Source organism: Ravibacter arvi, from assembly GCF_039540405.1.
In the GTDB taxonomy this organism is placed as follows: domain Bacteria; phylum Bacteroidota; class Bacteroidia; order Cytophagales; family Spirosomataceae; genus Ravibacter; species Ravibacter arvi.
This window is the reverse complement of sequence record NZ_BAABEY010000016.1, coordinates 96530-123266: the sequence shown is the minus strand read 5'-3', so window position 1 is coordinate 123266 and position 26737 is coordinate 96530. Positions and strand designations below refer to the sequence as shown.

Here is a 26737-nt window from a genome sequence, read left to right as displayed (position 1 = left end):
TACACTATGCTCAAACGTGGAATCAGAATTCTTGCAGTTGGCTTCGGTGTGTTTTTACTGTTGCTGACCCTCGTTACCGTCTGGGCGTACTACAACCAGGAAGCGATTATTGCCAAAGCCAGGCAGCAGGCGGAGTCTTCTCTCAACGGGAAGCTGGAAATAGGCGGTTTTAGCTTCAAACCATTCAGCTCCGTGCCGGGACTGACCTTCTCAATGTCCGACATCCGGTTAACCGATTCCCTGTTTCACACCCACCAGAAGCCGTTTGCCGATATTAAGCGGCTTGAGGTTACTTTCGGACTGGAAACCCTTTTTTTGTGGAATATTTCGATCCGGAAAATCCTGGTTGAAGAAGGGGAAGTCTTCATTTTTGTGCGGCGGGACAGCTATTCCAACACCTCCATTTTCCAGGTTAAAAAAAGGGAAGAAAAGCGCGACCACAAGTCCTTTGACGATCTTTTCAGCAAAGTAAACTCCCTCGAGCTACGAAACATTCACATGGCTTTCGCCGACTCGCTGAAAGAGAAATTTTACGGGGCGGAGATGCAGCAGGTTTCCGGTCACTACCGGTCTACCGCCACCGGCTGGGATGCTGAACTCACCGGCCCTGTCCATGTTGACCAGCTGGTTTTCAATTCCGAAAAAGGCGGTTTTTTAAAAAACAGGAACATCTTTCTGAACGCAGCCGTCCGAATAGACCACAACAGGGAACGCTTTTCGATACTTCCTAAAACCTATGTCCGGCTGGAAACAAAAGAACGGATAAATGTATCGGGGTCTTTCGCTACTTCCGGCTCGCAACGCCCCATGAATTTCCGCTTTAAAACCCACCGGATCCGGGTGCCGGTGGCCACCAGCGTCCTCGCTGATTCCATCGCTGTGAAAATTGACAAACTGGGTATAGACACTTATGTGGCGGCTGACGTGACGCTAAACGGGTTCCTGGGCGAAAAGAACCCCTGGGTGAATGTCAACTTCAAAACGGACACCTTCCGCTTTGCGACGGCCGTGGGCTATTTCAGGGGAATTAAAGCCAGAGGCCTGTATACCAACCGCAGCGACACACTGCTCGCACCCGGGCTAACCAACAGTGAAATTCGGTCGGAAAAAATAACGGGCTATTTCGAGAAAGTCCCGGTAAAAGGCTCGCTCAGGATTCAGGACCTCAGCGTGCTCAAAACCAAGGTGGTCATGCACGCAAGAGCCGACTCGGGCAGCCTGAACTCTCTGCTCGATGCGGACCGCTACCATGTTTCCAAAGGGGCCGTCGAGCTGGACCTGAACTTCGACGGGCAACTGATCAACCCGTACAATGCCGCGAAAGATAGCCTCAACGGCACTCTATCGGGAAACGCCCGGGTAACCGACCTTGCGATCGCTTACAAACCCAAAAAAATAAAACTGAGCCGGATTGAGAGCAATATCCTCATTACCCAGGATGATATTGTAATCCGCCGGCTTGATTTCTTTGACAACCAGAACGAGCTTTTCGTCAAGGGAAAGTTGTCGCACTACCTGCACCATTTACTCGGATCGAAAGAACCTGTAAAAGCCAGTCTTGACATTAATATCCCGAGCTGGAAGCTCAACTGGATAGAAGTCCTGGCAGAACAAAGCAGCCTGCAACGGAAAAAAAACGGCAAGAACTTTTCCCGCGTAATTGACCAGCTGGCCGGCGCCCTGGAAATTGACGCCAATATAAATGCGCGGCAGCTTTCCTACCACAGCTTTTCAGCCCGGAATGTAAGCGGCAGGCTTTCAATGACGCGGAACATAGCCACCATCAGCGGGCTCAGGCTCGATGCTTTCGGCGGTCACGTCACGCTCGACGGCAAGATGACCTCGCCCGAAAATGAAACCAGCCTGGCCAATTTCAGCGCAAGCGGAAAAGTACAACAGGCAGACGTAAGCAAGGTACTTTATTCGTTTGCTGATTTCGGCCAAAAAGCATTGTCGTCCAAAAATGTACAGGGCGTTCTGGACCTTGATTTTCGTCTCTCTTCAGAACTCAAACCCGACGTATCGCTCGTCCCGAAGTCGATGGACGGCCACCTGGACATAAGCCTGAAAGAAGGCCGCCTGATCAATTTCGAGCCATTTATCAAGATGAAGCGGATTATCTTTAAAAAGCGCCCGCTGGAAAATGTAAAAATCGCTCCCATCAGGAAGCGCTTCATCCTGCGAGGACAAGAGGTTAAAGTTGACATGATGCAGATTGAATCGAATGTGCTGACGCTTTTCGTGGAAGGGCAATACAGCTTCGGCAATAAAACGGATCTCAGCATCCAGTTCCCATTGAAAAACTTCAAAAAGAGAGACGAAGATTACGAATTCCAGGATTATGATGCAGACGAGCTCAGGTCACTCTTCCTGAGGGCGATAGACGAAAACGGAGAGGTAAATATCAGGATGGACAGTCGTAAAAAAGCACGCCGGAGGTTGTATCCCACCACCGTCGCTTCCGAAAAAGATTCCGCTGCAGTTAAATAATTTAGCGCTAGCTTTGTACAACTGTCCACTTAAGTAAAACGGATTATCATGCTTCAGTATCACGCATTGTTACAGCATATCCTGGACCACGGCACCCGCAAAACCGACCGTACCGGAACCGGTACTATCAGCGTCTTCGGCTATCAGATGCGCTTTGACCTGAAGGAAGGTTTCCCGTTGGTAACTACCAAAAAAGTGCATCTCAAATCAGTGATCCACGAATTGCTGTGGTTCCTGAAAGGTGATACCAATATTGCGTATCTCAAGGAAAACAACGTATCGATCTGGGACGAGTGGGCGGATGAAAACGGCGACCTCGGCCCCGTTTATGGTAAACAATGGCGCAGTTGGGAGGGCCCCGACGGCCAGTGTATCGACCAGCTGCAGCAAGTGCTGGACCTTCTTAAAAAATCGCCGGACTCCCGCCGCATTATTGTTTCGGCCTGGAACCCATCCGATCTTTCCAAAATGGCCCTTCAACCCTGTCATGCGCTTTTCCAGTTTTATGTGGCGCCCCCCGATGAAGGGGCCGGTCCGGAAGCAAGGGGCAGGCTCTCCTGCCAATTGTACCAGCGCAGCGCTGATGTATTCCTGGGGGTACCTTTCAACATCGCCAGCTATGCGCTGCTTACGCTGATGATCGCACAGGAATGTAACCTGGAGCCGGGCGACTTTGTATGGACAGGCGGTGACACCCACATTTACCTCAATCACCTCGAGCAGGTCAACCTGCAATTGAGCCGTGCACCCAGGCCGCTGCCGGTTATGAAGATGAACCCGGAAGTGAAAAGCGTCTTCGACTTCAAGTTCGAAGATTTTACACTTGAAAATTACAACCCCTACCCTGCCATCAGGGCACAGGTTTCCGTATAACCGGGTGATGTTGAACCGGATGAATTCCGGGGCTTGAAATTGCCCGTAATCTGTAAAGGAGAATAGTTTGAAAAACCCCGCCGGGATACTAACTTGCGGTAATGGAAAATTTTGTTGTTTCGGCCAGAAAGTACCGCCCTGTCACCTTCGATTTTGTTGTAGGCCAGTCGCATATTACCACCACGCTTAAGAATGCGATTTCTACCAATCACCTCGCGCAGGCTTTCCTGTTCTGCGGGCCCAGAGGCGTTGGAAAAACCACGTGCGCCCGGATACTTGCCAAAACGACCAACTGCCTGAACCTGACCAAGGATATTGAACCCTGCGGAACCTGCGAGTCCTGCGTCAGTTTCCAGAACAATGCATCCATTAATATCCATGAACTTGATGCTGCGTCCAATAACTCGGTGGACGACATCCGTAACCTTACCGACCAGGTGCGGTACCCGCCGCAAACCGGCAAATACAAAATTTACATCATTGACGAGGTTCACATGCTTTCTTCAGCGGCTTTCAACGCCTTTCTGAAAACATTGGAAGAACCGCCGTCTTATGCGATATTTATTCTCGCCACCACTGAAAAGCACAAAATACTTCCGACGATCCTTTCGCGATGCCAGATCTTCGATTTCAACAGGATTCAGCCGCGGGACATTTCCGGCCACCTGGCATCGATTGCTTCCAGGGAAGGCATCAAAGCCGAACCGGAAGCGCTCGAACTGATCGCCGAAAAAGCAGATGGTGGGCTTCGGGACGCTCTTTCCATGTTCGACCTGAACGTGACGTTCTCGAAAGACCAGACGCTCCGCTACAAGGAAGTGCTCGATAACCTGCACATTCTTGATTATGATTATTATTTCCAGATCGTCAATGCCTTCCTCGAAAGCAATGTTCCCAAAGCGCTGGTATTATTCAACGAAATCATACAGAAAGGCTTCGACGGGCACCTTTTCGTGGGTGGCCTGATGGAGCACCTGCGCAACCTGTTGGTTTGCAAAGACCCCCAGACCGCCGCGCTCCTCCAGGTTTCGGAGTCGGTCCGGCCGAAATACAACAACCAGGCCGGCCACACCTCGGTAAGCTTTTTAATCTCTGCACTCAGTGTGGCCAGCCAATGCGACCTGCAATACAAAACTGCGAAAAACCAAAGGCTGCATGTGGAAATTTACCTGATGAAGCTGGCTCATATAAGCCATGCTCTGGAACTTTCTGCACTGGGCGCCGTTGATGAAACGGCAAAAAAAAAAGCCCCTGAGCCTGTAGCCGTCCCGGAAAACCGCATGCCGGAACCGGTTGCTGCCGTTGCCGAAACTCCCGCCGCCCCGGCTCCATCCCCCCCCGGTCTTGTTGCAGAAGACCGACGGACTGCGCCGCAGCGCCCCGCCGGCAAGCTGAAAAGCGCCAGGTCGCTTCTTTCCGGACCTTCCGAGGCCGGTAAAACGGAAGAAAATCAGCAACCCGCCGAGGAACAGGCATTCGAGCAAAGAACCGATCTGCCCGCGCTGACAGAAAGCAGGCTCCCCGATGTTATACGTGAATTCCTGTCGCAAAGAAACAGCCTGGGGCTATCTACCTCCACTGAAGAAGTAGCTCTTTCCAGGCCGGTACGGTTTGACGGCGAAGAATTAAGCCTTGTTCTCGACAATGATCTGCAGCTCGAAAAGATCATGGAGATCAAAGGGGAGCTTATTCACTTTCTCCGTAACCGGTTTTCCGTCGGCAGGATCAGGGTGGAAGGCAGAGTGGCGCCTTCCGAAGTAAAGCGGGTACCTTACACCGCCAAGGATAAATTTGACTACCTTGCCGCCAAGAATGAGAACCTGCTGGAGCTAAAAAAACGCCTTGGCCTGGAAATTGATTTTTGATAGACGTGAGGTTTAAGGTATGAGGTTTGAGGCCTTCGCTACAACCCGAAGGCAAAACCTCACACCTCAAACCTCACACCTCAAACCTAATTAACTATGAAATTTGGCAAAATCGAAAATAGTGACCTTGTTGATTTCTCACTTCCTGCAGATCACCCGGATACAACACAGGTTCTGAAAACCGGTACAAAAGGGAAAACTTCCATTTACCTGGGTTGTGCCAAATGGAACCGAACCGACTTAAAAGGTTTCTACCCGCGGGGAACCAAGGATGAACTGGCCTATTATTCCACGCAGTTTAACAGCATTGAACTGAACGCTACGTTCTACAATAACTTTCCTGTCCCGACCATCCAGGGATGGCGGGAAAAAACGGGCGACGGTTTTAAATTCTTCCCCAAAGTCCACCAGGGGATCAGCCACTGGAAGAGGCTGAAAGATGCAAAAGATGCCACTGACGAGTACCTGGACGGGATTGCGCACCTTGAAGACAAGCTGGGCACTATTTTCTTACAGTTACCCGACAATTTCGGTCCTAAAAACTGGGAGACGCTGAGAGCCTACCTGGAGGCCTGGCCAAAGAATTTCCCGCTTGCCGTGGAGTTGAGAAACACCGGCTGGTATGACGGCTCCTGGAATACCGATCAGCTGTGGAATGCCCTTCACGATCTTGGTATTGCCCATATCATCACCGACTCAGCAGGCCGGCGAGACCTTATGCACATGCGCCTGAGCACTCCTACCGCCTTTATCCGCTATAACGGAGCCAACGTTGCGTCGGACTATACCCGCCTGGATGACTGGCTGGAGCGCCTCATTCAATGGATAGATGAGGGCATTGAAAATATTTTCTTTTTTATCCACCAGAATGTAGAGCAGGAGTCGCCGCTCTTGTCGGCGTACCTTATCGAGAAGCTGAACGCAAAGGCAGGGACTTCGTTGCTGGTCCCTAAAATGTCGTCGTAATTTACTCGGAATGAAAGCCCAGGTACCGGTCCGGACCGTTTGGAGGCGTTCCGTCGAGACATTCTTTTTCAGCAATTACTTTCTCGGCGTGCTCGCTGTGGCACTCTCCGTGGAGACCAACCTGCAACTTTCGCTGCCGCTCAATTCCGGGTACTGGTACCTGGTCGTTTTTTCCGCAGTTGTCCTGTATTACACCTACGCCTACGTCAGGGCATCGGATACCGGCGCATCCAATCCGCGTACGAAATGGTATGCGACGCATAGCATACCTGTCGGCATCAGCCAGGCGTTCCTCACGATCCTTTTGATTTGCGCCATAGCTGCTTTTGTCGCCCGGTATGGCCTTCAGCCCGAACGGGTCCCCGTGGCGGTCTGGTGGTTGGTAGCGCTTACCATTGGCGCAGCTGCAGCCTACTACGGCAAGCTCCCGTTTTTCGATCCGCGCCGAAAAGGCTGGACCAAAGCAGCTACCATCGGCTGGTGCTGGGCGGTAACGGTCAGTATAATGCCGCTGGTTGTACTCCAAACCGAGATGGGACACCTTGATCTTTCATACAGGCTTGCCGGATGGCTCTTTCTCAAGAATTGGATGTTCTGCAACATCAACGCTATACTCTTTGACATTAAAGACTATGCCGACGACTCCAACCGGCAGCTCAAAACCTTTGTTGTCAGATACGGGATCCGTTATACGATACTCTCGATTATTTTACCAATGACGCTCCTGGGCATCGGTGCATTTCTCTGTTTCGCCTATTACCGTGGGTTTACGTTTACGAAAATGCTGATCAACCTGATTCCGTTCCTGCTGACGTTGTTCGTAGCTTTCAGCCTCCATAAAAAACGTTCCATCCTGTACTACCTGATTGTCATAGACGGGATGTTGCTCATCAAAGCCCTGTGCGGGATAAGTGCCGTGCGGTTTGCGATGTAAAATTGAGGGGAAATCGGAAGTCGGAGCCGGCTCACGCCTCACCACTCAAACCTCACACCTCAATGAAAAAAGAAACAGACTTTAACCTGATCGCCCCGGTTTATTACCCGCTGAGCCGGCTCGTTTTCGGCGGGGCGCAGGAAAAAGCACAGGCCTGGTTTGCGCCTTCAGTAAGCCCTTCGGACAAGGTGCTTATTGTGGGAGCAGGAAACGGGGCCGCAGCAACTCACTTTCCCGAAAATGAGGTTTTCCTGGTTGAACCATCGTCCCGGATGATTCGTCTCGCGAGAAGAACAAACATGGGCAGAACAAAAATTCATTTTTACCAGGGTACTATTGAACAGTTTCTCGGCTCAAGCCACGAGACTTTCGACACAATCCTTACCGCATTTTTCTTCGATCTGTTCCCGCAGGAAAAAGCGGAAAAGTTATTCGTAATGCTCGATAAACGGCTCAGGACAGGCGGCACCTGGATCTTTGCAGACTTTCAGGCCGGGACAACAGGGTTCCTGCACCGGCTGCTCCTCAATACGATGTATCGTTTTTTTAGCTACCTCTCTCACATAACGGCTTCTGAAATGCCGGAAATGAAAAATTCCTGGAGAAGAAGCTACCACCTGTACGGGCAAAAGCACTTTTTTCACCGTCTGATAGTCGCGCAGCTATGGAAAAAAGACCGGCAGGAATACCAAAGTTCGCCTGCCGACAGTAGTTTCTCCCGCCGCTTGTGATTATTTTAACAGAACATCAATTTATATTCCGCCTTATGACAACCATTTCCCGGCGTAAGTTTGTACAGACTACTTTAGGACTTGCCCTGGCAGGCCCGGCAGTTACGAACGCCTTTGCAGACGTTCAGGCAAAGCGGCCGCTACTGGCCTTTTCCAGTTTAGGTGCTCCCAAATGGGATTTCGACACCATATTGTCCTATGCCGCTAAAAACCGGTACCAGGGCATAGAGCTTCGCGGTATCCTCGACCAGATGGACTTGCCGCTTTGCCCTGAATTCAGCACGCCCGAGCAAATTAAAGTCAGTGTAGCCAAGCTAAAAAAACACCGGGTACAGGTGGTGGGCCTCGGGGCTTCCGCCCGGCTCCATATAGCCGATCCCAAGCTGCGAAAAGAGAACCTGGATGAGGCCAAACGTTTTATTGACCTGGCCCAAAAAATCAATTGTCCTTATGTACGTGTTTTCCCCAACAACCTGCCGAAAAACCAGGACCGTGAAGAAACCATACAACTCATTATCAGCGGTTTGAAAGAACTCGGCGACTACGCAAAGGACAAGAAGGTCAAGGTACTCCTGGAATCTCACGGAGAAGTAATCGGCAAAGATCTGTTAAAGAGGATTATGCAGGCGTCCGAGCATCCCCATGTCGCACTTATCTGGGATATCTTCAATATGTGGTCCGTAACGGGGGAGTCGCCAACGGAAGTTTATGATGCATTGAAGAAATACATCGTGCATGTTCACGTCAAAGACGCCGTGAAAGAAAATGGCAAATGGCGCTATGTACAGGTAGGCAAGGGAGAGGCGCCGCTTAAAGAAGCCTTTTCCGCACTGCAGAAAGGAGGCTATAAGGGTTTTTACGCCTTTGAATGGGAAAAGAAATGGCATCCCACCATCGAAGAACCGGAGGTTGTTATTCCTGAGTTCCCGAAAGCAATGGAGGCACTGCTCTGACTAACGCAATAAGACGAAGCCTCAAACCGATTTTCCTGAGCACGGCGCGCCGGTAAAATAATCAAGGTGCCCGGGCTGCGCTTTCTCAACGGCTGCCCGGGCACCTTTTACATTACTCCTGGCCTGTTTTACGTACCTATGGTAATGGTTACCGGAGAATATGCTTGTAACCAGCCCTAAGGCTTCACAAAGAGGTCGACAAACTCGTGTACCGGTGTCTGAATAACCTTCGCCAGATCAAGTGATACCTCAGCAATACGCTCCTTCTGCTTCGACGCGAAGACCCGGTTCAGATTCACGTTGTACTTCGCCAAAAGCAACGGAATTCCATCCTTGCGCCGCCTTTTATGCCCGATCGGGTATTCCACCACTTCTTCGCCTATAACAGTTCCGTCATTCAGTGTAACTGTCAGCGCGTTCGCAATTGAGCGCTTCTCCGGATCATGATAGTCAGCGGTGAACTGTACATCCTCTTCCGTAAACATTTTGTCCCGCAGGACATCGATTCTGGGATCTTCAGCCACCGAATCTTCATAGTCAGCGGCGGTCAGACGACCGAAAAGAAGCGGAATCGCGATCATGTACTGGAGACAGTGGTCGCGGTCTGCCGGGTTATGCAGCGGTCCTTTTTTGTCGATAATCCGGATAGCCGCTTCGTGGGTCCTTATCTTCACTGACTGAATGTCCTCAGCAGTCTTACCCAGCGACTTTATTTTTTTGTGCAACGTCATGGCGGCCTCTACCGCGGTCTGGGAATGGAATTCGGCGGGGAAAGAGATCTTAAACAGTACATTCTCCATTACATACGACCCGTATTCCCGCTGGAACCTGAAAGCATTGCCCTTGAAAAGCACATCATAGAATCCCCATGTTTTAGCCGTCAGAACACTCGGGTACCCCATTTCACCGGTTTTGGCGATCAAGGCCAGGCGCACCGCACGGGAAGTGGCATCACCTGCCGCCCATGACTTGCGGCTTCCCGTGTTGGGAGAATGGCGATAGGTTCTCAACGAATGCCCGTCGACAAAAGCAAGCGAGACGGCGTTGATCAACTCCTCGCGGTTTAGCCCGATCAAACGGCCCACTACCGCTGTGGAAGCAAGCTTCACCAGCAATACATGGTCGAGCCCCACCTTGTTAAAAGAGTTCTCCAACGCCATAACCCCTTGTATTTCATGGGCCCTGATCATCGCATCCAGTACATCGCGCATCAGCAGCGGCGCTTTGCCACTGGCAACGGCGGTACGCGACAGCCAGTCGGCAACCGAGAGAATCCCGCCGAGGTTATCGGAGGGGTGCCCCCATTCCGCTGCCAGCCAGGTATCGTTAAAGTCCAGCCAGCGCACCATCACGCCGAGGTTAAAAGCCCCTTGTACCGGGTCGAGCTGGTAATTGGTGCCCGGTACCTTTGCACCGTTGGGCACAATAGTCCCCGGGACGATCGGCCCCAACAATTTGGTACAGGCCGGATAAGTTAAAGCTTCAAACCCGCAGCCGAGCGTATCGAGCAGGCAATAGTGGGCAGTTTCCCAGGCCAGGGGGTTAGTGATCTCGAAATTAAGCACATAATCCACCAGGTCAACCAAAACCTGATCCGGCTGCGGACGTTCATTTGAAATATGATTCGACATAGATAAAAGTTAATATTGAAAAGTGGCAAGCGGCTGCCTCCTTTATTTCCGGTCTTCAATTGGTACAAATGGCCGGTCGTCGGGGCCGGTGTAATTTGCGCTGGGGCGAATGATTTTACCGTCCATCCGCTGTTCGATTACATGGGCACTCCAACCGGTAATGCGGCTCACCACAAAAAGCGGCGTAAAAAACAACGTGGGGACTCCCATGAGGTGATAAGACACGGCAGAAAACCAGTCCAGGTTAGGAAACATCCGTTTCTGCTCCCACATCACTGACTCAAGCCGTTCTGCCACCTGGTAAAGATGGCGGTCGCCTGCTTCTTCCGAAAGATCCTCCGCCACCTTTTTAATCACTTTATTACGCGGGTCCGAGACGGTGTAAACCGGGTGACCGAAACCGATAATCACCTCTTTACGGCCAAGCCGTTCCTTTATATCGCTTTCGGCCTCATCGGCACTTGCGTACCTCGACTGAATATCAAAAGCCACTTCGTTCGCCCCGCCGTGTTTAGGTCCCCTCAGCGCCCCAATAGCCCCGGCTACTGCCGAATAGAGGTCGGATCCCGTTCCGGCAATCACCCGGGCAGTGAAGGTACTCGCATTGAATTCGTGCTCCGCATAAAGGTTCAGGGAAATCTGCATGGCACGTTTCCATGATTCGGAAGGTTTCTCACCGTGCAGAAGGTGCAAAAAATGCCCGCCGATTGTATCGTCGTCCGTTTCCACCTCGATTCTCCTGCCATTCTGAGTAAAATGATGCCAGTATAGCAGCGCGGACGGGAAAGAAGCCATCAGCCGGTCGGCTATATTGCGCGCCTCTGATACGGGATGTTCCTCTTTTTCAGGCACGATGCTGCCGAGTACGGAAACATAAGTTCGCAACACGTCCATCGGGTGAGCAGCTGCCGGGAGCTGTTCCAGTACATTTTTCACGATTTGGGGGAGCCCGCGGAGGCGTTTCAGCTTTTGAACGTACGCCTGCAGCTGCGCCCGGTTAGGCAGTACGCCATGGATAAGTAGGTAAGCGGTCTCCTCGAAAGTCGCCTTTTCAGCCAGATCAAGAATATCATACCCCCGGTAATGCAGTTCGTTACCATTTTTACCAACGGTACACAATGCCGTGTTACCTGCCGGAACCCCGGATAGCGCCACACTTTTTTTGGGCTTAAAAGAAACAGTTTCGTTGCTCATTGCGTCCTTTTTTCAGAATCAGATATTTTTTGGAATGCTAAACGGCAACGGTTACTGCCCGAAAAGCTTATCCAGTTTTTCTTCGTAAGCATGGTAACCAATGCTTTGATACAATTCGTCGCGGGTCTGCATCGTATCGACGACATTCTTCTGCGTACCTTCCTGGTAAATGGCCCTGTACACGTTTTCAGCAGCTTTGTTGGCTGCTCTGAAAGCAGATAAAGGATACAGAACCATTGCGACGCCCGCCTGCTTCAACTCTGCGGTGGTCCACAGCGGCGTCATTCCGAACTCCGTTATGTTGGCCAGAACGGGCAGCCCGGTGGCCTTTACAAATTCCTGGTAAACAGAAAGCTCATTCACCGCTTCTGCAAAAATAAAATCAGCTCCCGCTTCCGCATAGGCTTTCGCCCGCTCGAGGGAGCGGTCCAGCCCCTCCACAGCAAGCGCATCTGTGCGCGCTCCTATCACGAAGGCCGGGTCTGTGCGTGCGTCTACCGCTGCTTTCACGCGGTCGGCCATTTCCGACAGGGTTACCAATTCCTTTCCGGGTCTGTGCCCGCAACGCTTGGCGCCTACCTGGTCTTCTATATGAACTGCGGCGGCCCCGGCTTTTTCAAGGGCCTTTATGGTCCTGGCCACGTTAAACGCCGAAGGTCCGAACCCGGTATCGATATCCACCATCAAAGGTGTGTCCACCACATTGGTAATGCGTTCTACATCAATAAGCACATCGGCAAGCGCGCTGATCCCCAGGTCGGGAACACCCAGCGAGCCGGCGGCTACTCCGCCACCCGATACGTAAATTGCTCTGAAGCCCGCCTGCGTGGCAAGCAGGGCGTGATTGGCATTGATCGTTCCGACAATCTGAAGCGGTGCGGAGGTCTCCAGTTCCTTTCGCAACCTTGCGCCCGGCGACGCTGATTTTTCAATTGATGACATATTTTCGCCTTCTAGCAACAAAACCAATTCATTTTCAGGCGGCATTTCCGTCCGCCGCTTGAGGTTGCAAGATAACTCATACGGGCGGCTAAAGCGTATTTTATTTCCCTTTTTTGAGCCCGTCGGAGCGGATACCATTCGCTTTCGCCTGCCGGAAAACTATTTTACCCGCCCACCTTGTAACTTACTCGTGATGGTGGGTAAAACAGGCATTTAAGAGGAATCCATCCGTTTCTGGCTTTGAAAGAACACGCAAATGCTTTTACTTTGGAGTTTAGAAAACAACATAAATACCTATATTAAACTATGGAGATATCCGGAACTGTCATCGATATTTTGGCTGAGGTAAATGGTCAGGGGAAAAACGGAACGTGGCGCAAACAGGAGTTCATTCTGGAAACGCCTTCACAATACCCTAAAAAGGTGTGTATCTCTATGTGGGGCGACCGTATTGATCAGGCTAACCTGAAGCAGGGCGACGCTGTGACTGCCTCTATAGATGTGGAAAGCCGAGAATACAACGGACGCTGGTATACTGAGGTCCGGGCATGGAAGGTAGAAAAGAACGGCGGCGCGGGTGCTTCGGCGCAGGCGCCCGGGGTGGCTACGCCGCTGCCTCCGACTTTTACAGAAAACGCGGAAGACGATCTTCCTTTCTGACAGGTCGTCGGGTTTAACCGGTTTATGCGCCGGAATTTCCAGTGGAGATTCCGGCTTTTTTACGGGTTACTGTTCTGTATCCATTATGGCCACGAATTCACGAATAGGGGTGTTTTCATCTGTGGATTCGTGGCTTCTGCTGGTAGGTGCACCGCCCGGACGGTCTCATTCGGAGAAAGAAGTTTTTTTGCCAAAACACCTTGGAATAGAAATGACAAATAGATGTTGTCAATGATAGTCAAATAGTAGCCGGAGGCTACCGCCCGGACGGTCATCCTGAAGCGCAGCGCAGCGGAGTCGAAGGATCTCCTGTTGCTAGAAAAATCCTATTTAAAGGATTGGGTACGGGGAAAAGGAGATCCCTCGGCTCCGCTCGGGATGACGCTCCGGTCGGCGCGCCCATCCGTAGTATTGTCAATGGTAGCGCATCTGCCGGAGAGTCATCCTGAGAAAAAAGTTTTTTGCGAAAACACCTTGTAGCGGAGATGACAAATAGATGTTGTCAATGGAAGTCAATGGTAGCGCATCTGCCGGATGGTCATCCTGAGAAAGAAGTTTTTTGCGAAAACACCTTGTAGCGGAGATGACAAATAGATGTTGTCAATGAAAGTCAATGGTAGCCGGAGGCTACCACCCGGACGGTCATCCTGAAGCGGAGCGCAGCGGAGTCGAAGGATCTCCTGTTGTTATAAAAAGTCCTGTAAAAGGGATTGGGTACTGGGAGCGGGAGATCCCTCCGCTGCGGTCGGGATGACCATCCGGTTGGTGCGGCGCCAAACCTGTTGTTGTCAATGGTAGCGCATCTGCCGGATGGTCATCCTGAATGGAACGCAGTGGAACTGAAGGATCTCCTGTTGCTATAAAAAGTCCTCTGAAAGGGATTGGGTGCAGGGACCGGGAGATCCCTCCACTGCGGTCGGGATGACCCTCCGGGTGGAGCGGCGCTATCCATCGTGTTGTCAATGGTAGCGGAACGCAGTGGAGCCGAAGGATCTCACATTAATGGAAAAATTCTATTTAATAGAATGGATACTGGGAGCGGGAGATCCCTCCGCTACGGTCGGGATAACGGAGAATACTTTTGTACTATTCCAACAAATAAAATACGCTGGTGGTAAACTGTTCTTAAAATCTATAAATTCGATAGAGTATATATTTTAATTTCTCCTTCTTCTTCTACTTTTGTGACAAACAATCGGTTTTGCTTATGTTACCTCAGGAATTACTCACTTCGTTTAAAAACGAAGCACTGGCCGAAGAGGCTTTCAAGGGTTTGCGTTTAAGAAAAGGCGTGACATGCAAGAAATGCGGCGGCAGGCATCATTACTGGCTTGCGTCCAAAAAACAATTTCAGTGCAAGCAATGCCGTTTCAGGACCACCCTGCAAAGCGGAACCGTCCTCCAGGGCAGCAAGCTTCCGGTCTCCTATTTCTTTATCGGCCTGCAAATGCTCATGGAAAAAGGAAAACGAATCAGCATAGAAGAGTTCCAGAAAGAAACCGGCCACAAATATTACGACCCGCTATGGGATTTTGTTCATAAACTGAAGGATTACGTACGGAAAAACGAGCCAGAGGTTTTAGAAAAGGATTTTACCGAGGTGGTAGACACCTATTTCGTCACGCACCGGCAGGTTTCCTGAGTGGTAGCCACGAATTCACGAATGAAAATTGTTTCATTCGTGAATTCGTGGCCCACCCTCATTTAAAGAAAAATCCTTCCGGACTTATTTCCACCTTCACCGAATCCTGTAGAACACCGGCCTGGTTCGCCCGGATCACATGCCCGCTCTGAGTCGCACTGGGTGCCACTCCACCATAAATAAGTTGCGACACCGGGTCTGCGTTCAGCGCAGAGAATACCCGCGGGAAGATGGGCTTGTCGAGGGAAACAGAAGTTGCGGTCGTCGATATTGTATAAGTATTACCTATTTCCTTATAATTCGCATCGCGATAGCTCCATACAAAAACAATACCCTTCCTGTCTGCAGTAAGGGTTGCGGCGCCGATCTCATGGGAAAGCTCCGCACCGGGTTTGAGTGTAAGCTCTACCGCATCCGTACCTGGGTTGATACGATGAAAACGCGGCCCCTCTTTCACCCAAAGCTTCCCGGCAGCATCCACCCCGATCGGTGCAGGAATACCTTCGAAAGTGAGCGATTTCGTTACAACATCCGTGCCGGTGTCCACAACCGCAAGGCCATTCCCTGCAAAACGACCTATGTACACTTTGTTCTGATGCAACACCATCTCCTCGGGTGCCTCGCCTACCGAAATTTTACCGGTACTTTTGCCGGTCGTCGGATCAACTATGGTAATATACCCCTCTTTGTAGGTATAGTCGGGGTTGAAGCTATCCCAATTTGTAACATAGGCCTTCCGTTCGCTAACAGCCAGTACCGCCCGTGGATTCTCAATTTCAGGCGCTGTTAATTCTGATTTTACTTTCATCGTACCCGCCTCTACAAATGTAAGCTTATCCAGCCCGACGGTCATGTGATCAAACAGGATCATGCCTGTTCCCGCAACCTCGGTATAGCCCTCAATCCGCCCGTCTGCCGGAGGCAGCGCACCGGCGCCATTCGCCTGGTTAAAAATATTAAGCGATACTTCCCGGCTCCCTCTTTTGAGGAACGAGAGCGTCCCGTTGTTCTGTGAGAAATTTCCGCCGTTGATTACCAGGACCCCGTCTGTAAATTCCCCGGCCGCCGATGGCCCCTCCGGTTGATTGTCTTTACAGCCCAGAGTCAGCAAAGCGAAAGATGCTACGGCCAGCATTCCCCGTACATGGTTTTTCATAATAATGTGATTTATGGTTGTTTTGATAATATTTGTCCATCCAGCAACAGGCTCACATGATAGCTCCGCCCCGGCATTCCGTTTGACTTCACATTGAAATACAACTCATTCCCGGCATTCAGCACCCGTCCCTGGATGCGCACGCCCACCGGGAGGATATCCAGTTGATGTTCATACAAGACATTGAGCAACCGGTAAGCCGGCAGGTACTGACTATTGTCGGAAGTAGTATACCGTAAAGATTCCTGGTGCAATTGAAGCGTCAGCTTGCCTTTTCCGTACCCCCAATAGAGGCTCCAGTTCGCCAGCCAGAGCGGCACAAACCGAAGCTGCTTTCCTAGCACCTCCCTTGAATATGCGTCATAGGCCTTTTCCTGGGTACTTTTTGTGTAGCCGATGGCAGAATGAAAACCCGCCATCCATTTCCGGTTTCTGTACGACAACCGGCCGATGAATTCAGCGCCGCGCGATACCACCTGCAGAATGTTTTCCGCCCGGTAATTGGCTGCGGGATTCCAATAAATCCAATGGCTTACCTGGTTATGAAAGGCGTTTGCCCTGGCGCTGAACCCGAAATATTCACCAAATTCTCCTGTCACCTCTGTACCCGCCTCCTTGTTCCAGCCTGATTCGGGCCGGATCGCCGGGTTACCCAGGTCTTTCCAATAGCGCTCATTGAGCGTTGGTACCCGGTAGCTCCGCGCCACGGAAGCAGTCAGCTTTAAAAGGAAATTACGTTTTTTCAACACCGGGTATTCAAACCCGAACGAGGGCGTAAAAGGCACTCCATACCCTTCCACGAAGGCCTGCCTTGCGTTCAAAGCCAGCGACCACCCGGAATTCCCGGCCAAACGAGTGAGCAAGAATACGTCCCCGCGGCTTTCTCCTATCCTGCCGGCTTCGTAGCCCTTTACCCTTGCATCGAAATAGGCATACTCCCCGCCGGCTAAAAGCGTCAGGTTCATTTTATTGATATCAAAACGCCATTCTCTTTCTGCGCGCGTGCCGAACCGGCCCGTTCGGGAACGATCCGGTATTGAGTAATCGCCGGTGGCATAATCCACAATGTCCCGGATATAAAAACCTTTAAGCTGCCATTTCCCGTCGCCGTACCGGATCATGGTTCGCGCAGCACCCAGGCCTGTCAATTCACGTGCGGCCGGCGCGTCGGGCCAAAGGGTCATCCGGTTATCGCTCAGCCAGAGGTGGGCCGACCAGGTCTTCCCGTTCCGCCCCTGGAAAAACAGGTCCTGGAAAAGGCCTTTTTGAAAGGTGGTAGAAGGTTCTACTCTCCGTTTTTGAAAATAGGCAGCGGGATATTTATTCAGGTAGTCCGCCTGGTAATATTGGGTTTTTCCTGCGAACTGCCAGTTTTCACCGATCCGGGTCCGGTACTTCGCCACTCCCTGGAACATCCCGTTGCCAAAGCTGCCGTATTCCATCCCTGCTGTAAACCGAAGGCCTTCCTGCTTCATCGGGGAGTTTTCTATCAGCACACTGCCGCCAACGGCATCCGTTCCCAAATGAGATGCCCCGGCACCGTACTGGACTGCAATCCTTTCAAAGGACCCGGCCGGAACCGCAGAGAAATCGGTTTGTCCCAAACCCGGTTGGTTGATGTTCACACCGTTCCACAAAACGGCAGTGTGGCTGGCGGAAAGCCCCCGGAAAGAAAGGGTGGACAATTGCCCGTTCCCATAATTTCTGAAAGTAAGGGGAGTCGCATGGGTCAGTACTTCATCCAACCTCCGGAAAGCAGCCTGAAATAAAATAGCCGAATCAAGGTTCTGCACATACAGGCCCGCCTGATACCGCTCAGGAGCAATGCCGCGCACGGTTACTTCCCCCAGGGAAATGCTATCCCTTTGTGCGGACAAAGGACAGCCGCAGAGCAACAGCAACACACATGCTGCCAGGCAAATTTTCAAATCGGACAAGTACGTGTTGGAAAAAATTCCTACAATCGCCGGACCCTTCCTCCGAAGGCCGGCAAACCTACTTTCAGGCTGGTCTCCTGACTCGTCCCGTTCAGATGGGCCTTCCCGCAAAAAGCAGTGGCTGCAGATGTATCTGAATTGTATAGGACTTACAGTTGCGGGGACAGTCTCCGATTTACACGGAGTTCCCAATTAAGCAGGGCATCGGTGATGTCCTACACCTGGAAGCGGTGCAAAGTTAATAGTTATTATGAATAACCGGAAAATATCGGCAAAATGACCTTACCGGCTGTTGCTTTCCTAAAGGCTGGCAGTGGCACCGCCATCTACCGGAAGATTGATGCCATTAATACTTCCGGCAGCCGGCGTACTCAGGAATGCGACAGCAGCGCCTACATCTGCCGCTTCGGCAAATTTCCTTCCGGGAATAGTGGCCATTAACTCCGACGCAACCTGGTCTTCCGTCTTCCCCTGCTCGCTCGCCCTCATCTCGAAAACTGACTTCAATCTGGCGGTTTTGGTATACCCGGGCAGCACATTGTTTACGGTGATGCCGAATCTTCCCAGTTCATTGGCCAGGGTTTTTGCCCAGGCGGCCACCGCCCAGCGAATTGTATTCGAAACCCCCAATCCGGTGATGGGCTGCTTTACGGAAGTACTGATAACGTTGATGATCCTCCCGAACCCTTCCGCCTGCATATCCGGAACAAAAGCCTGGGCCAAATGGTGGTTATTGATGAGGTGCATCTGGAAGGTCGTCAACAGGACGCTTCCTTCGGCTTCAATCAGATTTCCTCCTTTCGGCCCTCCGGTATTATTAACCAGGATATGAACCGGCATACCCGTTGCCCTGATTTCGCTTATCGCCTGAAGAACGCTATCGCTGCTGCTAAAATCGGCTACAAAAACGCTGTGCTGCTGTCCGGCAGACGTATCCAGGGTAGCAATTGCCCGTTCCAGTTTCGCGCGGTCCCGGGCCAGCAACATGACATTGGCCCCGAGTTTCGACAATTCAACGGCCGAAGCTAGTCCGATACCTTGCGAACTACCGCAAACAAGCGCATTTCTTCCTTTTAGCTGAAGCTCCATAGTGACATTATTAAGACCTGCCGGCAAAAATAGTCAATGTGCAGTATTGTAAAAAGGCCCCCGGAATTGATTCCCGGGGGCCTCCGCAGACAGATCGGGGCTTTTCTTATTCGGAACGCCGGATAGAGCTACCGCCCGAACTATTCACGCGAATCTCTTTTGCGCCACCCGAATAACGGATGCTGCTTGCCCCGCTGGCATCGCCCGACAACCTGGCGCTGGCCTGTACGGAGGCTGAACTGGCTCCTGACGCATCAATTTCAACCTCTTTGACCGGGAATTTACCTGCTCTCAGGCTGCTAGCGCCGGAAATATCACCTCTCAATGAATTTGCCCGCCCGGAAAGCTCAGTGGAAGAAGCACCGGAAAGATCGAAATCAACCGTTTCGGCATCCAGCTCCAGTTCCAGCTTGGCCGCTCCCGAAACATCCAGGTCAAAATTGCCGCGGGTATTAAATTTGCCGGCTTTCATGCTTGCCGCGCCGGAGAGATCTATCCCCGACAGCTCGGGCATTTCTATCTCGAAATGCACGCCCTTGCGGTTACGCCCATTCTCTTTGTAGCGGATCGACAACTTGCCACCCGAAACCTTTGCTTCAAGATCATCCAGATCCCTGCGCTGCCCGGTGGCAACCACCCGGAAATTCTTACCTTGCTTCAGGTTGATTTTAAAAGCGCTTCCCATAGAGAGCTTTTCAAAATCTTTCACGTTGAAGGAACGGGTTTCTTCCTGGGCATAGGCACCGGCAACCACCGCCAGTACCATAAACAATAATAGGTTCAGCTTTTTCATGTGTATAAAAAGGTTTAAGCGGTGAGCTGTGAGGGGTGAGCTATTTATTCATCAGCTGTTTGTGTGCCGCTTGTAGCTAATACCTCAAAGCTCATGACTATTTCAATCAGAGATCCCTTACCTCACCGCTAATTTTTAACAGTTTGTACCAAAGACCGAAAGCAGCCCGGCAATGTTGCTTATTTTCTAAATAAAATTCCGGTTCCTCATCTCCGCGTTACACGGCTATTGCCGTTTTCGCGCTTCTCGAGGTTCTGAACCGTCCCCAGGTTGGCTCTGCAGGAACCCGATGCCTGAACATCCGCCTGGTTAATAACCGATTCGCGGGCATCCAGCAAACAGCTTCCGGACAACCCGGCTTTGAGCGTACTCACATTTCCCTTGAACCGCATCCGGGAAGCCCCGGTGAGTTCCAGTTCAACGCGGTCCGCATTTGCGCTCAGTTCTGCAGCCGACGCTCCCGAAAGCCTGACCCTGAGATTCTCGCGCTTTGCGAAATCGTCTGCCTTTAACTGCGTGGAGCCCGACAGTTCCACCGACTCCAGAAACGGAACCCGGATCACGACGCCAATACGCCCTTCAGGATCAGGAACATTTTTATCGCCGTCCGTCCTGTCAATACGGAGAATGCCATTTTCCACTTTAGGTGCCAAAAGCTCCACATTCTCTTCCGAGCCGTCGAGAGTCACCGAAAACTGGTTATCCTTCTTGACCTGAATCCGGTAGGCCCCTCCCAGATCAATTCCCCTGAATTCCGGAACTACAATTTGCTTGACGAATTCCCCCCTTTCACCCAGGTCAATACCGTCAAATGATTCCCCGCCATCCCATTCTGCCGAGGGGTTATCGGGTGCTTCTTCTTTCAAAAAAAACTTTTGCGGCAGATTCAGACAGACCAGGCCGGAATCAGGGATAATCGACCATCTCAGCATTTTCCAGTCCAGCTCCCGGTTCCAAAGGTCCATGTTCTCCATGTTTTTGGTAATATCGTAGTTGCGTCTCAGAAAGCCGAAATAGAAATTCCGTGACATGGCGAACGGCTTGTTATAAGGAACCTCCAGAACTGCGTAGATATGCTGGTTCCGGAAAGGAAGTGTTTCCGAAACAAACGGCGCGCCGGGAAAGTAAAGCGTGGAATCCATCCTTTCAACGTCATAAACAATCTTGCCTGCAAGGTCGCGTGCCTCCTGGCGGGTAGCGCCTCTTGCGTGGAAAATCTTCTCAAGGCCCACACTGTCCTTACGGTAGCTCCCTTTCAGGTTCACTTCTACATCAAGCGTCTTGCTGCTGTAGCTACCGTCCTGGTCAATAAAAAGGACGTGCTTACCGATCGGGTACCGGCTCACCTGTGAAAATTCCCCTTCCTCTACAAAATTTCTTTGAAACACCAGCCCGGAGGAAATAGCGCCGACAATGCTGAATATCATCAATCCGGCCATCACAATCCACACGGTGCTGCCCACCACTTTCCGATTCAGGAGCAACATCAATCCCAGGAAAAGCAATACCAGCAGGGGCACCGTAACAATGGTTGCAATAGAAAGGATCAGTACCCCGGGTGTTTCTTTTAAGATCAGGAATTCGGGCGGAAAGACGCCAAAGTCAGGCATATTGGCCAGTCCCAACAAAGCTGCGCCGCATACCAGCATCATCAACAGCCCGCTTATGGCGAGGCCGACCATAAAGATGCCGATCAGTACCCGCAGCACGGGACCGAGCCCCTTCAGTACGCGCCCCAAAGCATTCAGGATTTTTCCGAAGATCTGGAACGGTAACAACAGCAGGCGTTTTAAGTCGCTTTCACGCACCCGTTCCGATCCTTCACTCAGGTTTCTCCGGATTGTGCTGTCGATATTGGACAGCGTAATGGCTTCTCCCTGCATTTCCATTTTCTCGGTAAGCGTGTTGGCCACCGGCGCGATCGCCCAGAGAATAATATAGATAAGGATACCTATCCCAAAAAATAAAATAGAAATCACCCAGAGAAACCGCACAATACCGGTATCAAGGTTAAAATAGGACGCCAGCCCCGATGCAACGCCGCCCAATACCTTATTGGCGGGGTCCCGGTAAAACTTCCGGATCTTTGCTTCGTCTTCCAGGTTGGCCGATCCCGGAAAAGCAATCCACATGGCTATATACGCTACCATCAGGAAGCCGCCCAGAAAAGCAAATTCTTCCTCCTTGTGGAAATTCATGATGCCGCTGATGGGCACCATGCCGAATATACCCAACAGCAGGAGCAAGCGGACCCAAAGGGGGTCCATGGCGTAGTGATGGGCAATACCGGCGGCAACTCCACCCAGAATCTTGCGCTTCAGGTCACGGTAAAAGCGCTCTTTCGGCTTTTGCGGCCTCTGCTGCGGCTCATTTTCAACGGCCGGATCAGCCTGGCTTGCCGATGCTCCCGCCGCATGCAGCGGTTCGGAAATCAGGTCATCGGCATTTTCGGCGGCTTCAAAGTCAGTTACATTTCCCATTGCCTGAATCAGCTCACTCACGTCATCAATGGAAATAGCCTGCTTGTTCTCGACTTTCTGTTTTTGCAGGAAGCGCTCGGCAATACGCCCCTCGATGTCTGCAACAATCTCAGCACTATCGGCAAACGATGAAAAATATCGGTGCACGGAGCCGAGATACTGACGCAGCATGTCGTAACCGTCTTCTTCGATGTAGAAAATCTGGCCGGCTATGTTGATACTTATGGTCTTTTTCATGGTTATCCTTATTCCTTATTTGGTCTCCACCTGCAGGCAGGTCGGGTTATTTGTCCGTGTTGTTCTTTTGCGTTTTGTCGATTATGGAGGATACCGACCGCGACAGCTCGTTCCAGGTAGTCTGCATTCCTTCCAGAAAAATTTCACCCTCCCGGGTCAGAACGTAGTACTTTCTGGGCGGACCGGAGGATGATTCCACCCACTTGTAATCGAGAAAGCCGGCATTTTTCAGCCTGGTGAGCAGCGGGTACAACGTTCCTTCAACTACCATAATCCGTGCCGCCGTTAGCTCCTCCAGCATGTCGGACGCATATACCTCTCCCCTGGAGATGATATGCAAAATGCAGAACTCAAGGATCCCCTTGCGCATCTGCACCTGAGCATTTTCAATATTCATGTCATTCTTAATATGATGCTAACAGGCAAACCCGTCTTGCCCAAACGCCTTACTCCCGCGGTCATGTCTTTTTCATGGCTAAACAGATTCCACAACACGCATTTCCAGTAAGGATGGACAAATGTAGTAACAAGTACTTTGCTATGCAAGGTACTTGGTGATTTTTTTCTTGTAATACCTTGCCCGGCGGGGTTTTATGGAGTAAAATCCGCCACAAAAGAAAAAGAGGCCAGCAGTTAAAACTACTGACCTCCTTTATGGTCTAGGCAGAAATTAAATTAAGCCTTGGCCCTTTTAGTGTATTTACGCTTCGGCGCCGCCACATCCGGAGCTTCACGTAAGCTCAGGATAGATTCGATCACCTGCCTGTGTGTTACATAGTTTTCGTAGTTGGCCTTTGCAATCGCAAGGTCATCCTGAAGTTTGGAAATTTTCGCCTCGATGTCAGCAATGTGATTTTCCAGCTTTTTTGAAATTGATGCAGTTCTTGCCATGGGATTAAGTAGTTGTTTTAAACTTATAACCAAGTTTGAGCCTGCAAGTTATGAAATCTTTATAAAATCTTTCAATTCCAGACTTAATTTGCATATTACCCGGAAAATCATACAAACCTTATCCGTCTACTTCTTCGAAATATTAGTTGCTTTTTGCTGTGCTTTTAAGGTAAGTTCAGTGGCAAGAAAACAATTTTCCTGGTTTTGAGCGGTTTGTGTTCTGTTCACAACATCGCTCACCAATTGTTCGCCGAATGGCAAATGAACATTCTGGCAATCAACATACTCGACTCCCTTTCCATTGACAACAAAAAGATGGCTTCCTCCTTCCCTGCCTCCGATATCTATATTTTTCCGGACTTCGATATATCCTTCTGTTCCCAGCACAGTAAGCCGGCCGTCACCGAATGTTTTCAACCCGTCGGGCGAATACCAATCCACGCGGAGGTAACCGACGCCGCCATTTCCCCGCACCATTGCGTCACCAAAATCTTCAAGGCCCGGATATTGAGGATGATTCATATTTCCAACCTGGGAAGCCACTACTTCGGCAGAAGTAGAACCGGTAATATAGAGGAACTGGTCAAATTGATGACTGCCGATATCGCAGATTATACCACCATATTTCTGTTTATCAAAAAACCAATCGGCCCGGCTCGGCAAATTTGTCCGGTGCGGTCCTAACCCGATCGTCTGGACCACTTTACCTATAACACCTTGTTTTATAAGATCATACGCTTTTACCGTAGCTTTATTCTCCAACCTTTCACTGTACATGATCGCATAGATACGTCCCGTTTCCTTTTGCACTTTCCGGACTTCAGCGAGCTGCTTTAACGTAACGGCACCGGGTTTGTCCGACAGGAAATCTTTCCCGTGCTTCATTACCTGAATTCCAAGCGGCGCCCTTTCCACGGGAATTGCAGCACTTGTAACCAATTGAATGTTCTTATCTTCCAGAATTTCCCGCTCGTCTTTCACCAGTTTAACACCGGGATACCGCTTTTGAAAGTTGGCAATCAGTTCGGGTTCTTTGGCATAAAAAGCAGTCAATTCTCCACCGCCTTTTTTTAACACCTCTACCTGACCATAAATATGCCCATGGTTCAAACCAATAGCCGCAAACTTAATAGACGGGGCCACAGTTTTGTCGCCAATGTTTACACTTTTGTATTTTTCAATTGTCTCGTTTTTCAAAGGCTCAATAGCCGGCAAACTGATCAGGCCGGCGGCTACGCCTACTGACGATTTAAGGAAAGTCCTTCTAGAATTTTCGGTATCCATATCAAGGTTTAGAATTATACGTGGAAAGTATCAAATTAACGTCAAACTGGCCGGGCCCTGTCAGCGACCCAGCAGTGAATACAAGATTTCGGGCTCGTCGGTTGTGATAAAATCCACCCCGTTGTCGATGCACCATTGCATGTCTTCCTTTTTATTTACAGTCCACACATTGACTGTCATTTCAGCCTGGTGGGCTTCCGCTATCCAATTCGGATTTTTCTTCATGACACTGATGTGATAGTCAATCCCGTTAATCCCTGCTTTTTGCAGTGCCGCCGGGTTAATGTCACCATTCAGGTAAGCAATATTGGCTTTCGGATCCAATTCGTGAACCAGCTTGCAAACATCGTAGTCGAAGGCAATGTAATCTACCTTCTTTTTCAATTTTAATTTCTTCACAGTTTCAACGCATTTTCGCGCCAAAAGCAGCGAGCTCTGCTTTCCCATTTGCGAAGACTTTATTTCGAGCACCAGTTTGGTTCCCTTTTGACCGGCGCCGGCCTTCAGGTATTCCTCAAGCGTAGAAATGGGCTCCCCATTGGAAAGTTTCAACGCTTTGACTTTGCTGAATTCCGAGCTGTCGATAGAAACACCGTCGTGGCTGGCATCATGAACTACCACCATGTGGCCGTCGGCGGTCATTCTCACATCAAATTCGCTCCCTGTACAACCGAGCGCAACGGCTTCTTTGAGCGAAGCAACCGAATTTTGCGGCACCTTTGTATTCTTCCAGGCGCCTCTGTGCGCGATTACCGGGTTTTTCATTTTTTTTGATTGCGCATTACACCATGTAAATGCGGCGGAAGTCATACAAACCAAAACAAAGGGTAAAATCCTTTTCAGCATCATTTTTTGCGTTTATCAAATTTTGTTTTCAATACCTCTCTCCAGCCGTTCATTTTTTTTGGAGGCATCGCTCTGATGCAGCAGCACCAGAAGAAAAGCAATAGCCCCCACTACCAGCATCAGTATCATCTGGGATCCGTGAATAAAGGTAGCCAGCGTGATACCGTCCTGCTGACTGAGACCATAGAGCACCATTACATTGCCCACAAGCAGGTGATAGGCCCCTATCCCCCCCTGGGTTGGCGCAGTCATACCAACCGCTCCAATCACGAGTACCGTCAAGCCAGCCAGCCAACCAAGCTGCGAAGTTTCCGGGATACAGAAGAAAATGGCAAATGAGCTGAAATAATAGGAAATCCAGATCCCCAGCGTAGCCAGGATAAAAAGTCCGGGCCGTTCCAGTTTCCTCACACTCAGTAACCCGTCCAGCATACCCACTCCGAAATCCGCGATTTTCCTGAACAGCCCCACCGACAAAATACGCTCGCGGACCTTCTCGTTTTTCCAGATTAATATTCCTCCTGCGATCAAAACCAGGCCACCGCCGACCAAAACAAGGGCCAGGAGATTTGCCGAACCACCGGCACCACCGATTTTGTCACCGATGAGACCGGAAAAGAAAGTGCTCAACCTGTCGAATTCGAGAAAAAAATTAAGCATCAGCAGGATCGCAAGCATCAGGACATCAAAAATCCGGTCCGCAAGCACCGTGCCCAGGCTTTGGTTTACCGGCACGCCTTCCATGCGATAGAGCGTGCCGCAACGCGTTACCTCGCCCATCCGCGGCAAAATATAATTGGCGAAATACCCGGTAAGCAGACTGACAAAGCTCGAATAGACGGAAACCGACTTATCGAGCGGCCGCAGCAACATGACCCAGCGCCAGGCCCTGAAAAGGTGCGCAACCAAAGTGAGCACAAAGCTAAGGGCAATCCAGCGCCAGTCGGCGTGCATCATCCTCTCTTTCATTGAAGCGAGGTCGATATCTTTAAAAACAAACCATAGCAAGCCTGCCGCCAGTAGAAACGATACAAGATAACGGGCAGTTTTTTTCATTCGACGAAGTTGCTTAAAGAAAAAGCCAGGTAAAGTCAATCAATTCCGGTAATGTCTTCACCCCCGGTTTTGCCGGAAGATGAACAG

The 26737-nt window shown here is 50.7% G+C and carries 23 protein-coding genes and 1 riboswitch; of the genes, 10 read left to right on the top strand and 13 right to left on the bottom strand.

The features are described from left to right. Window positions 1-6: 6 nt before the first annotated feature. The 7 genes from ABD852_RS08025 (at window position 7) to ABD852_RS07995 (ending at window position 8812) form a co-directional block, all read left to right on the top strand. On the top strand, window positions 7-2490 hold the full coding sequence (locus ABD852_RS08025) for an AsmA-like C-terminal region-containing protein (RefSeq protein WP_345027744.1): 2484 nt from the start codon (window positions 7-9) through the stop codon (window positions 2488-2490). A 48-nt stretch (window positions 2491-2538) separates the two neighbouring features. Next, window positions 2539-3363, top strand: a complete 825-nt coding sequence (locus ABD852_RS08020) for a thymidylate synthase (protein WP_345027743.1) — start codon at window positions 2539-2541, stop codon at window positions 3361-3363. Between the two features lie 101 nt (window positions 3364-3464). After that, window positions 3465-5228: a DNA polymerase III subunit gamma/tau gene (locus tag ABD852_RS08015; protein ID WP_345027742.1), complete on the top strand. Its 1764-nt coding sequence runs from the start codon at window positions 3465-3467 to the stop codon at window positions 5226-5228. A gap of 96 nt (window positions 5229-5324) precedes the next feature. Continuing rightward, window positions 5325-6194 carry a DUF72 domain-containing protein gene (locus ABD852_RS08010; RefSeq protein ID WP_345027740.1) on the top strand — a complete coding sequence of 290 codons (870 nt, stop codon included), beginning with the start codon at window positions 5325-5327 and terminating at the stop codon, window positions 6192-6194. Window positions 6195-6204: 10 nt separating this feature from the next. Beyond that, complete coding sequence (locus ABD852_RS08005) at window positions 6205-7128, top strand: UbiA family prenyltransferase (protein WP_345027737.1); 924 nt, start codon at window positions 6205-6207, stop codon at window positions 7126-7128. 62 nt (window positions 7129-7190) lie between these two features. After that, on the top strand, window positions 7191-7859 hold the full coding sequence (locus ABD852_RS08000; RefSeq protein WP_345027736.1) for a class I SAM-dependent methyltransferase: 669 nt from the start codon (window positions 7191-7193) through the stop codon (window positions 7857-7859). A gap of 35 nt (window positions 7860-7894) precedes the next feature. Beyond that, on the top strand, window positions 7895-8812 hold the full coding sequence (locus ABD852_RS07995) for a sugar phosphate isomerase/epimerase family protein (protein WP_345027734.1): 918 nt from the start codon (window positions 7895-7897) through the stop codon (window positions 8810-8812). 176 nt (window positions 8813-8988) lie between these two features. Here ABD852_RS07995 and ABD852_RS07990 read toward each other — a convergent pair whose 3' ends face one another. The 3 genes from ABD852_RS07990 to prpB are packed head-to-tail and all read right to left on the bottom strand — an operon-like array spanning window position 8989 to window position 12579. Next, window positions 8989-10443 carry a bifunctional 2-methylcitrate dehydratase/aconitate hydratase gene (locus ABD852_RS07990; protein WP_345027733.1) on the bottom strand — a complete coding sequence of 485 codons (1455 nt, stop codon included), beginning with the start codon at window positions 10441-10443 and terminating at the stop codon, window positions 8989-8991. A 42-nt stretch (window positions 10444-10485) separates the two neighbouring features. Further along, a complete protein-coding gene (gene prpC / locus ABD852_RS07985) occupies window positions 10486-11637 on the bottom strand; it encodes a bifunctional 2-methylcitrate synthase/citrate synthase (RefSeq protein ID WP_345027732.1) in 1152 nt (383 codons plus the stop codon). 51 nt (window positions 11638-11688) lie between these two features. Continuing rightward, the gene (prpB, locus tag ABD852_RS07980; RefSeq protein ID WP_345027731.1) at window positions 11689-12579 is read right to left on the bottom strand and encodes a methylisocitrate lyase; all 891 of its coding nucleotides are present in this window, start codon (window positions 12577-12579) and stop codon (window positions 11689-11691) included. Between the two features lie 306 nt (window positions 12580-12885). On the opposite strand from prpB, the gene ABD852_RS07975 reads away from it, so the two are divergent. The 3 genes from ABD852_RS07975 (at window position 12886) to ABD852_RS07965 (ending at window position 14881) form a co-directional block, all read left to right on the top strand. Beyond that, window positions 12886-13239, top strand: coding sequence for a DUF3127 domain-containing protein (locus ABD852_RS07975; protein WP_345027729.1), 354 nt, complete (start codon window positions 12886-12888; stop codon window positions 13237-13239). Window positions 13240-13852: 613 nt separating this feature from the next. Continuing rightward, a complete protein-coding gene (locus tag ABD852_RS07970; RefSeq protein ID WP_345027727.1) occupies window positions 13853-13993 on the top strand; it encodes a hypothetical protein in 141 nt (46 codons plus the stop codon). Between the two features lie 453 nt (window positions 13994-14446). Further along, window positions 14447-14881 carry a transposase gene (locus ABD852_RS07965; RefSeq protein WP_345027726.1) on the top strand — a complete coding sequence of 145 codons (435 nt, stop codon included), beginning with the start codon at window positions 14447-14449 and terminating at the stop codon, window positions 14879-14881. 58 nt (window positions 14882-14939) lie between these two features. On the opposite strand, the gene ABD852_RS07960 is transcribed toward ABD852_RS07965, so the two are convergent. From ABD852_RS07960 to ABD852_RS07915, 10 genes are all read right to left on the bottom strand, one after another. Further along, a complete protein-coding gene (locus ABD852_RS07960) occupies window positions 14940-16037 on the bottom strand; it encodes a YncE family protein (protein WP_345027725.1) in 1098 nt (365 codons plus the stop codon). An 11-nt stretch (window positions 16038-16048) separates the two neighbouring features. Next, complete coding sequence (locus tag ABD852_RS07955) at window positions 16049-17974, bottom strand: TonB-dependent receptor plug domain-containing protein (RefSeq protein WP_345027724.1); 1926 nt, start codon at window positions 17972-17974, stop codon at window positions 16049-16051. Between the two features lie 50 nt (window positions 17975-18024). Next, window positions 18025-18214, bottom strand: a riboswitch (cobalamin riboswitch). A 60-nt stretch (window positions 18215-18274) separates the two neighbouring features. Then, window positions 18275-19063 (bottom strand): SDR family oxidoreductase, encoded by a 789-nt coding sequence (locus ABD852_RS07950; RefSeq protein WP_345027722.1) that lies wholly within the window; start codon window positions 19061-19063, stop codon window positions 18275-18277. Window positions 19064-19169: 106 nt separating this feature from the next. Continuing rightward, window positions 19170-19856, bottom strand: a complete 687-nt coding sequence (locus tag ABD852_RS07945; protein WP_345027721.1) for a head GIN domain-containing protein — start codon at window positions 19854-19856, stop codon at window positions 19170-19172. 206 nt (window positions 19857-20062) lie between these two features. Further along, window positions 20063-22573, bottom strand: coding sequence for a PspC domain-containing protein (locus tag ABD852_RS07940; RefSeq protein ID WP_345027719.1), 2511 nt, complete (start codon window positions 22571-22573; stop codon window positions 20063-20065). 46 nt (window positions 22574-22619) lie between these two features. Beyond that, complete coding sequence (locus tag ABD852_RS07935) at window positions 22620-22970, bottom strand: PadR family transcriptional regulator (RefSeq protein ID WP_345027718.1); 351 nt, start codon at window positions 22968-22970, stop codon at window positions 22620-22622. A 278-nt stretch (window positions 22971-23248) separates the two neighbouring features. Next, a complete protein-coding gene (locus tag ABD852_RS07930) occupies window positions 23249-23464 on the bottom strand; it encodes a hypothetical protein (protein ID WP_345027717.1) in 216 nt (71 codons plus the stop codon). Window positions 23465-23590: 126 nt separating this feature from the next. Then, on the bottom strand, window positions 23591-24748 hold the full coding sequence (locus tag ABD852_RS07925; RefSeq protein WP_345027716.1) for a Gfo/Idh/MocA family protein: 1158 nt from the start codon (window positions 24746-24748) through the stop codon (window positions 23591-23593). A 60-nt stretch (window positions 24749-24808) separates the two neighbouring features. After that, window positions 24809-25513 (bottom strand): glycerophosphodiester phosphodiesterase family protein, encoded by a 705-nt coding sequence (locus ABD852_RS07920; RefSeq protein ID WP_345027715.1) that lies wholly within the window; start codon window positions 25511-25513, stop codon window positions 24809-24811. Window positions 25514-25609: 96 nt separating this feature from the next. After that, the gene (locus tag ABD852_RS07915) at window positions 25610-26650 is read right to left on the bottom strand and encodes a lysylphosphatidylglycerol synthase transmembrane domain-containing protein (protein ID WP_345027714.1); all 1041 of its coding nucleotides are present in this window, start codon (window positions 26648-26650) and stop codon (window positions 25610-25612) included. Between the last annotated feature and the right edge of the window lie 87 nt (window positions 26651-26737).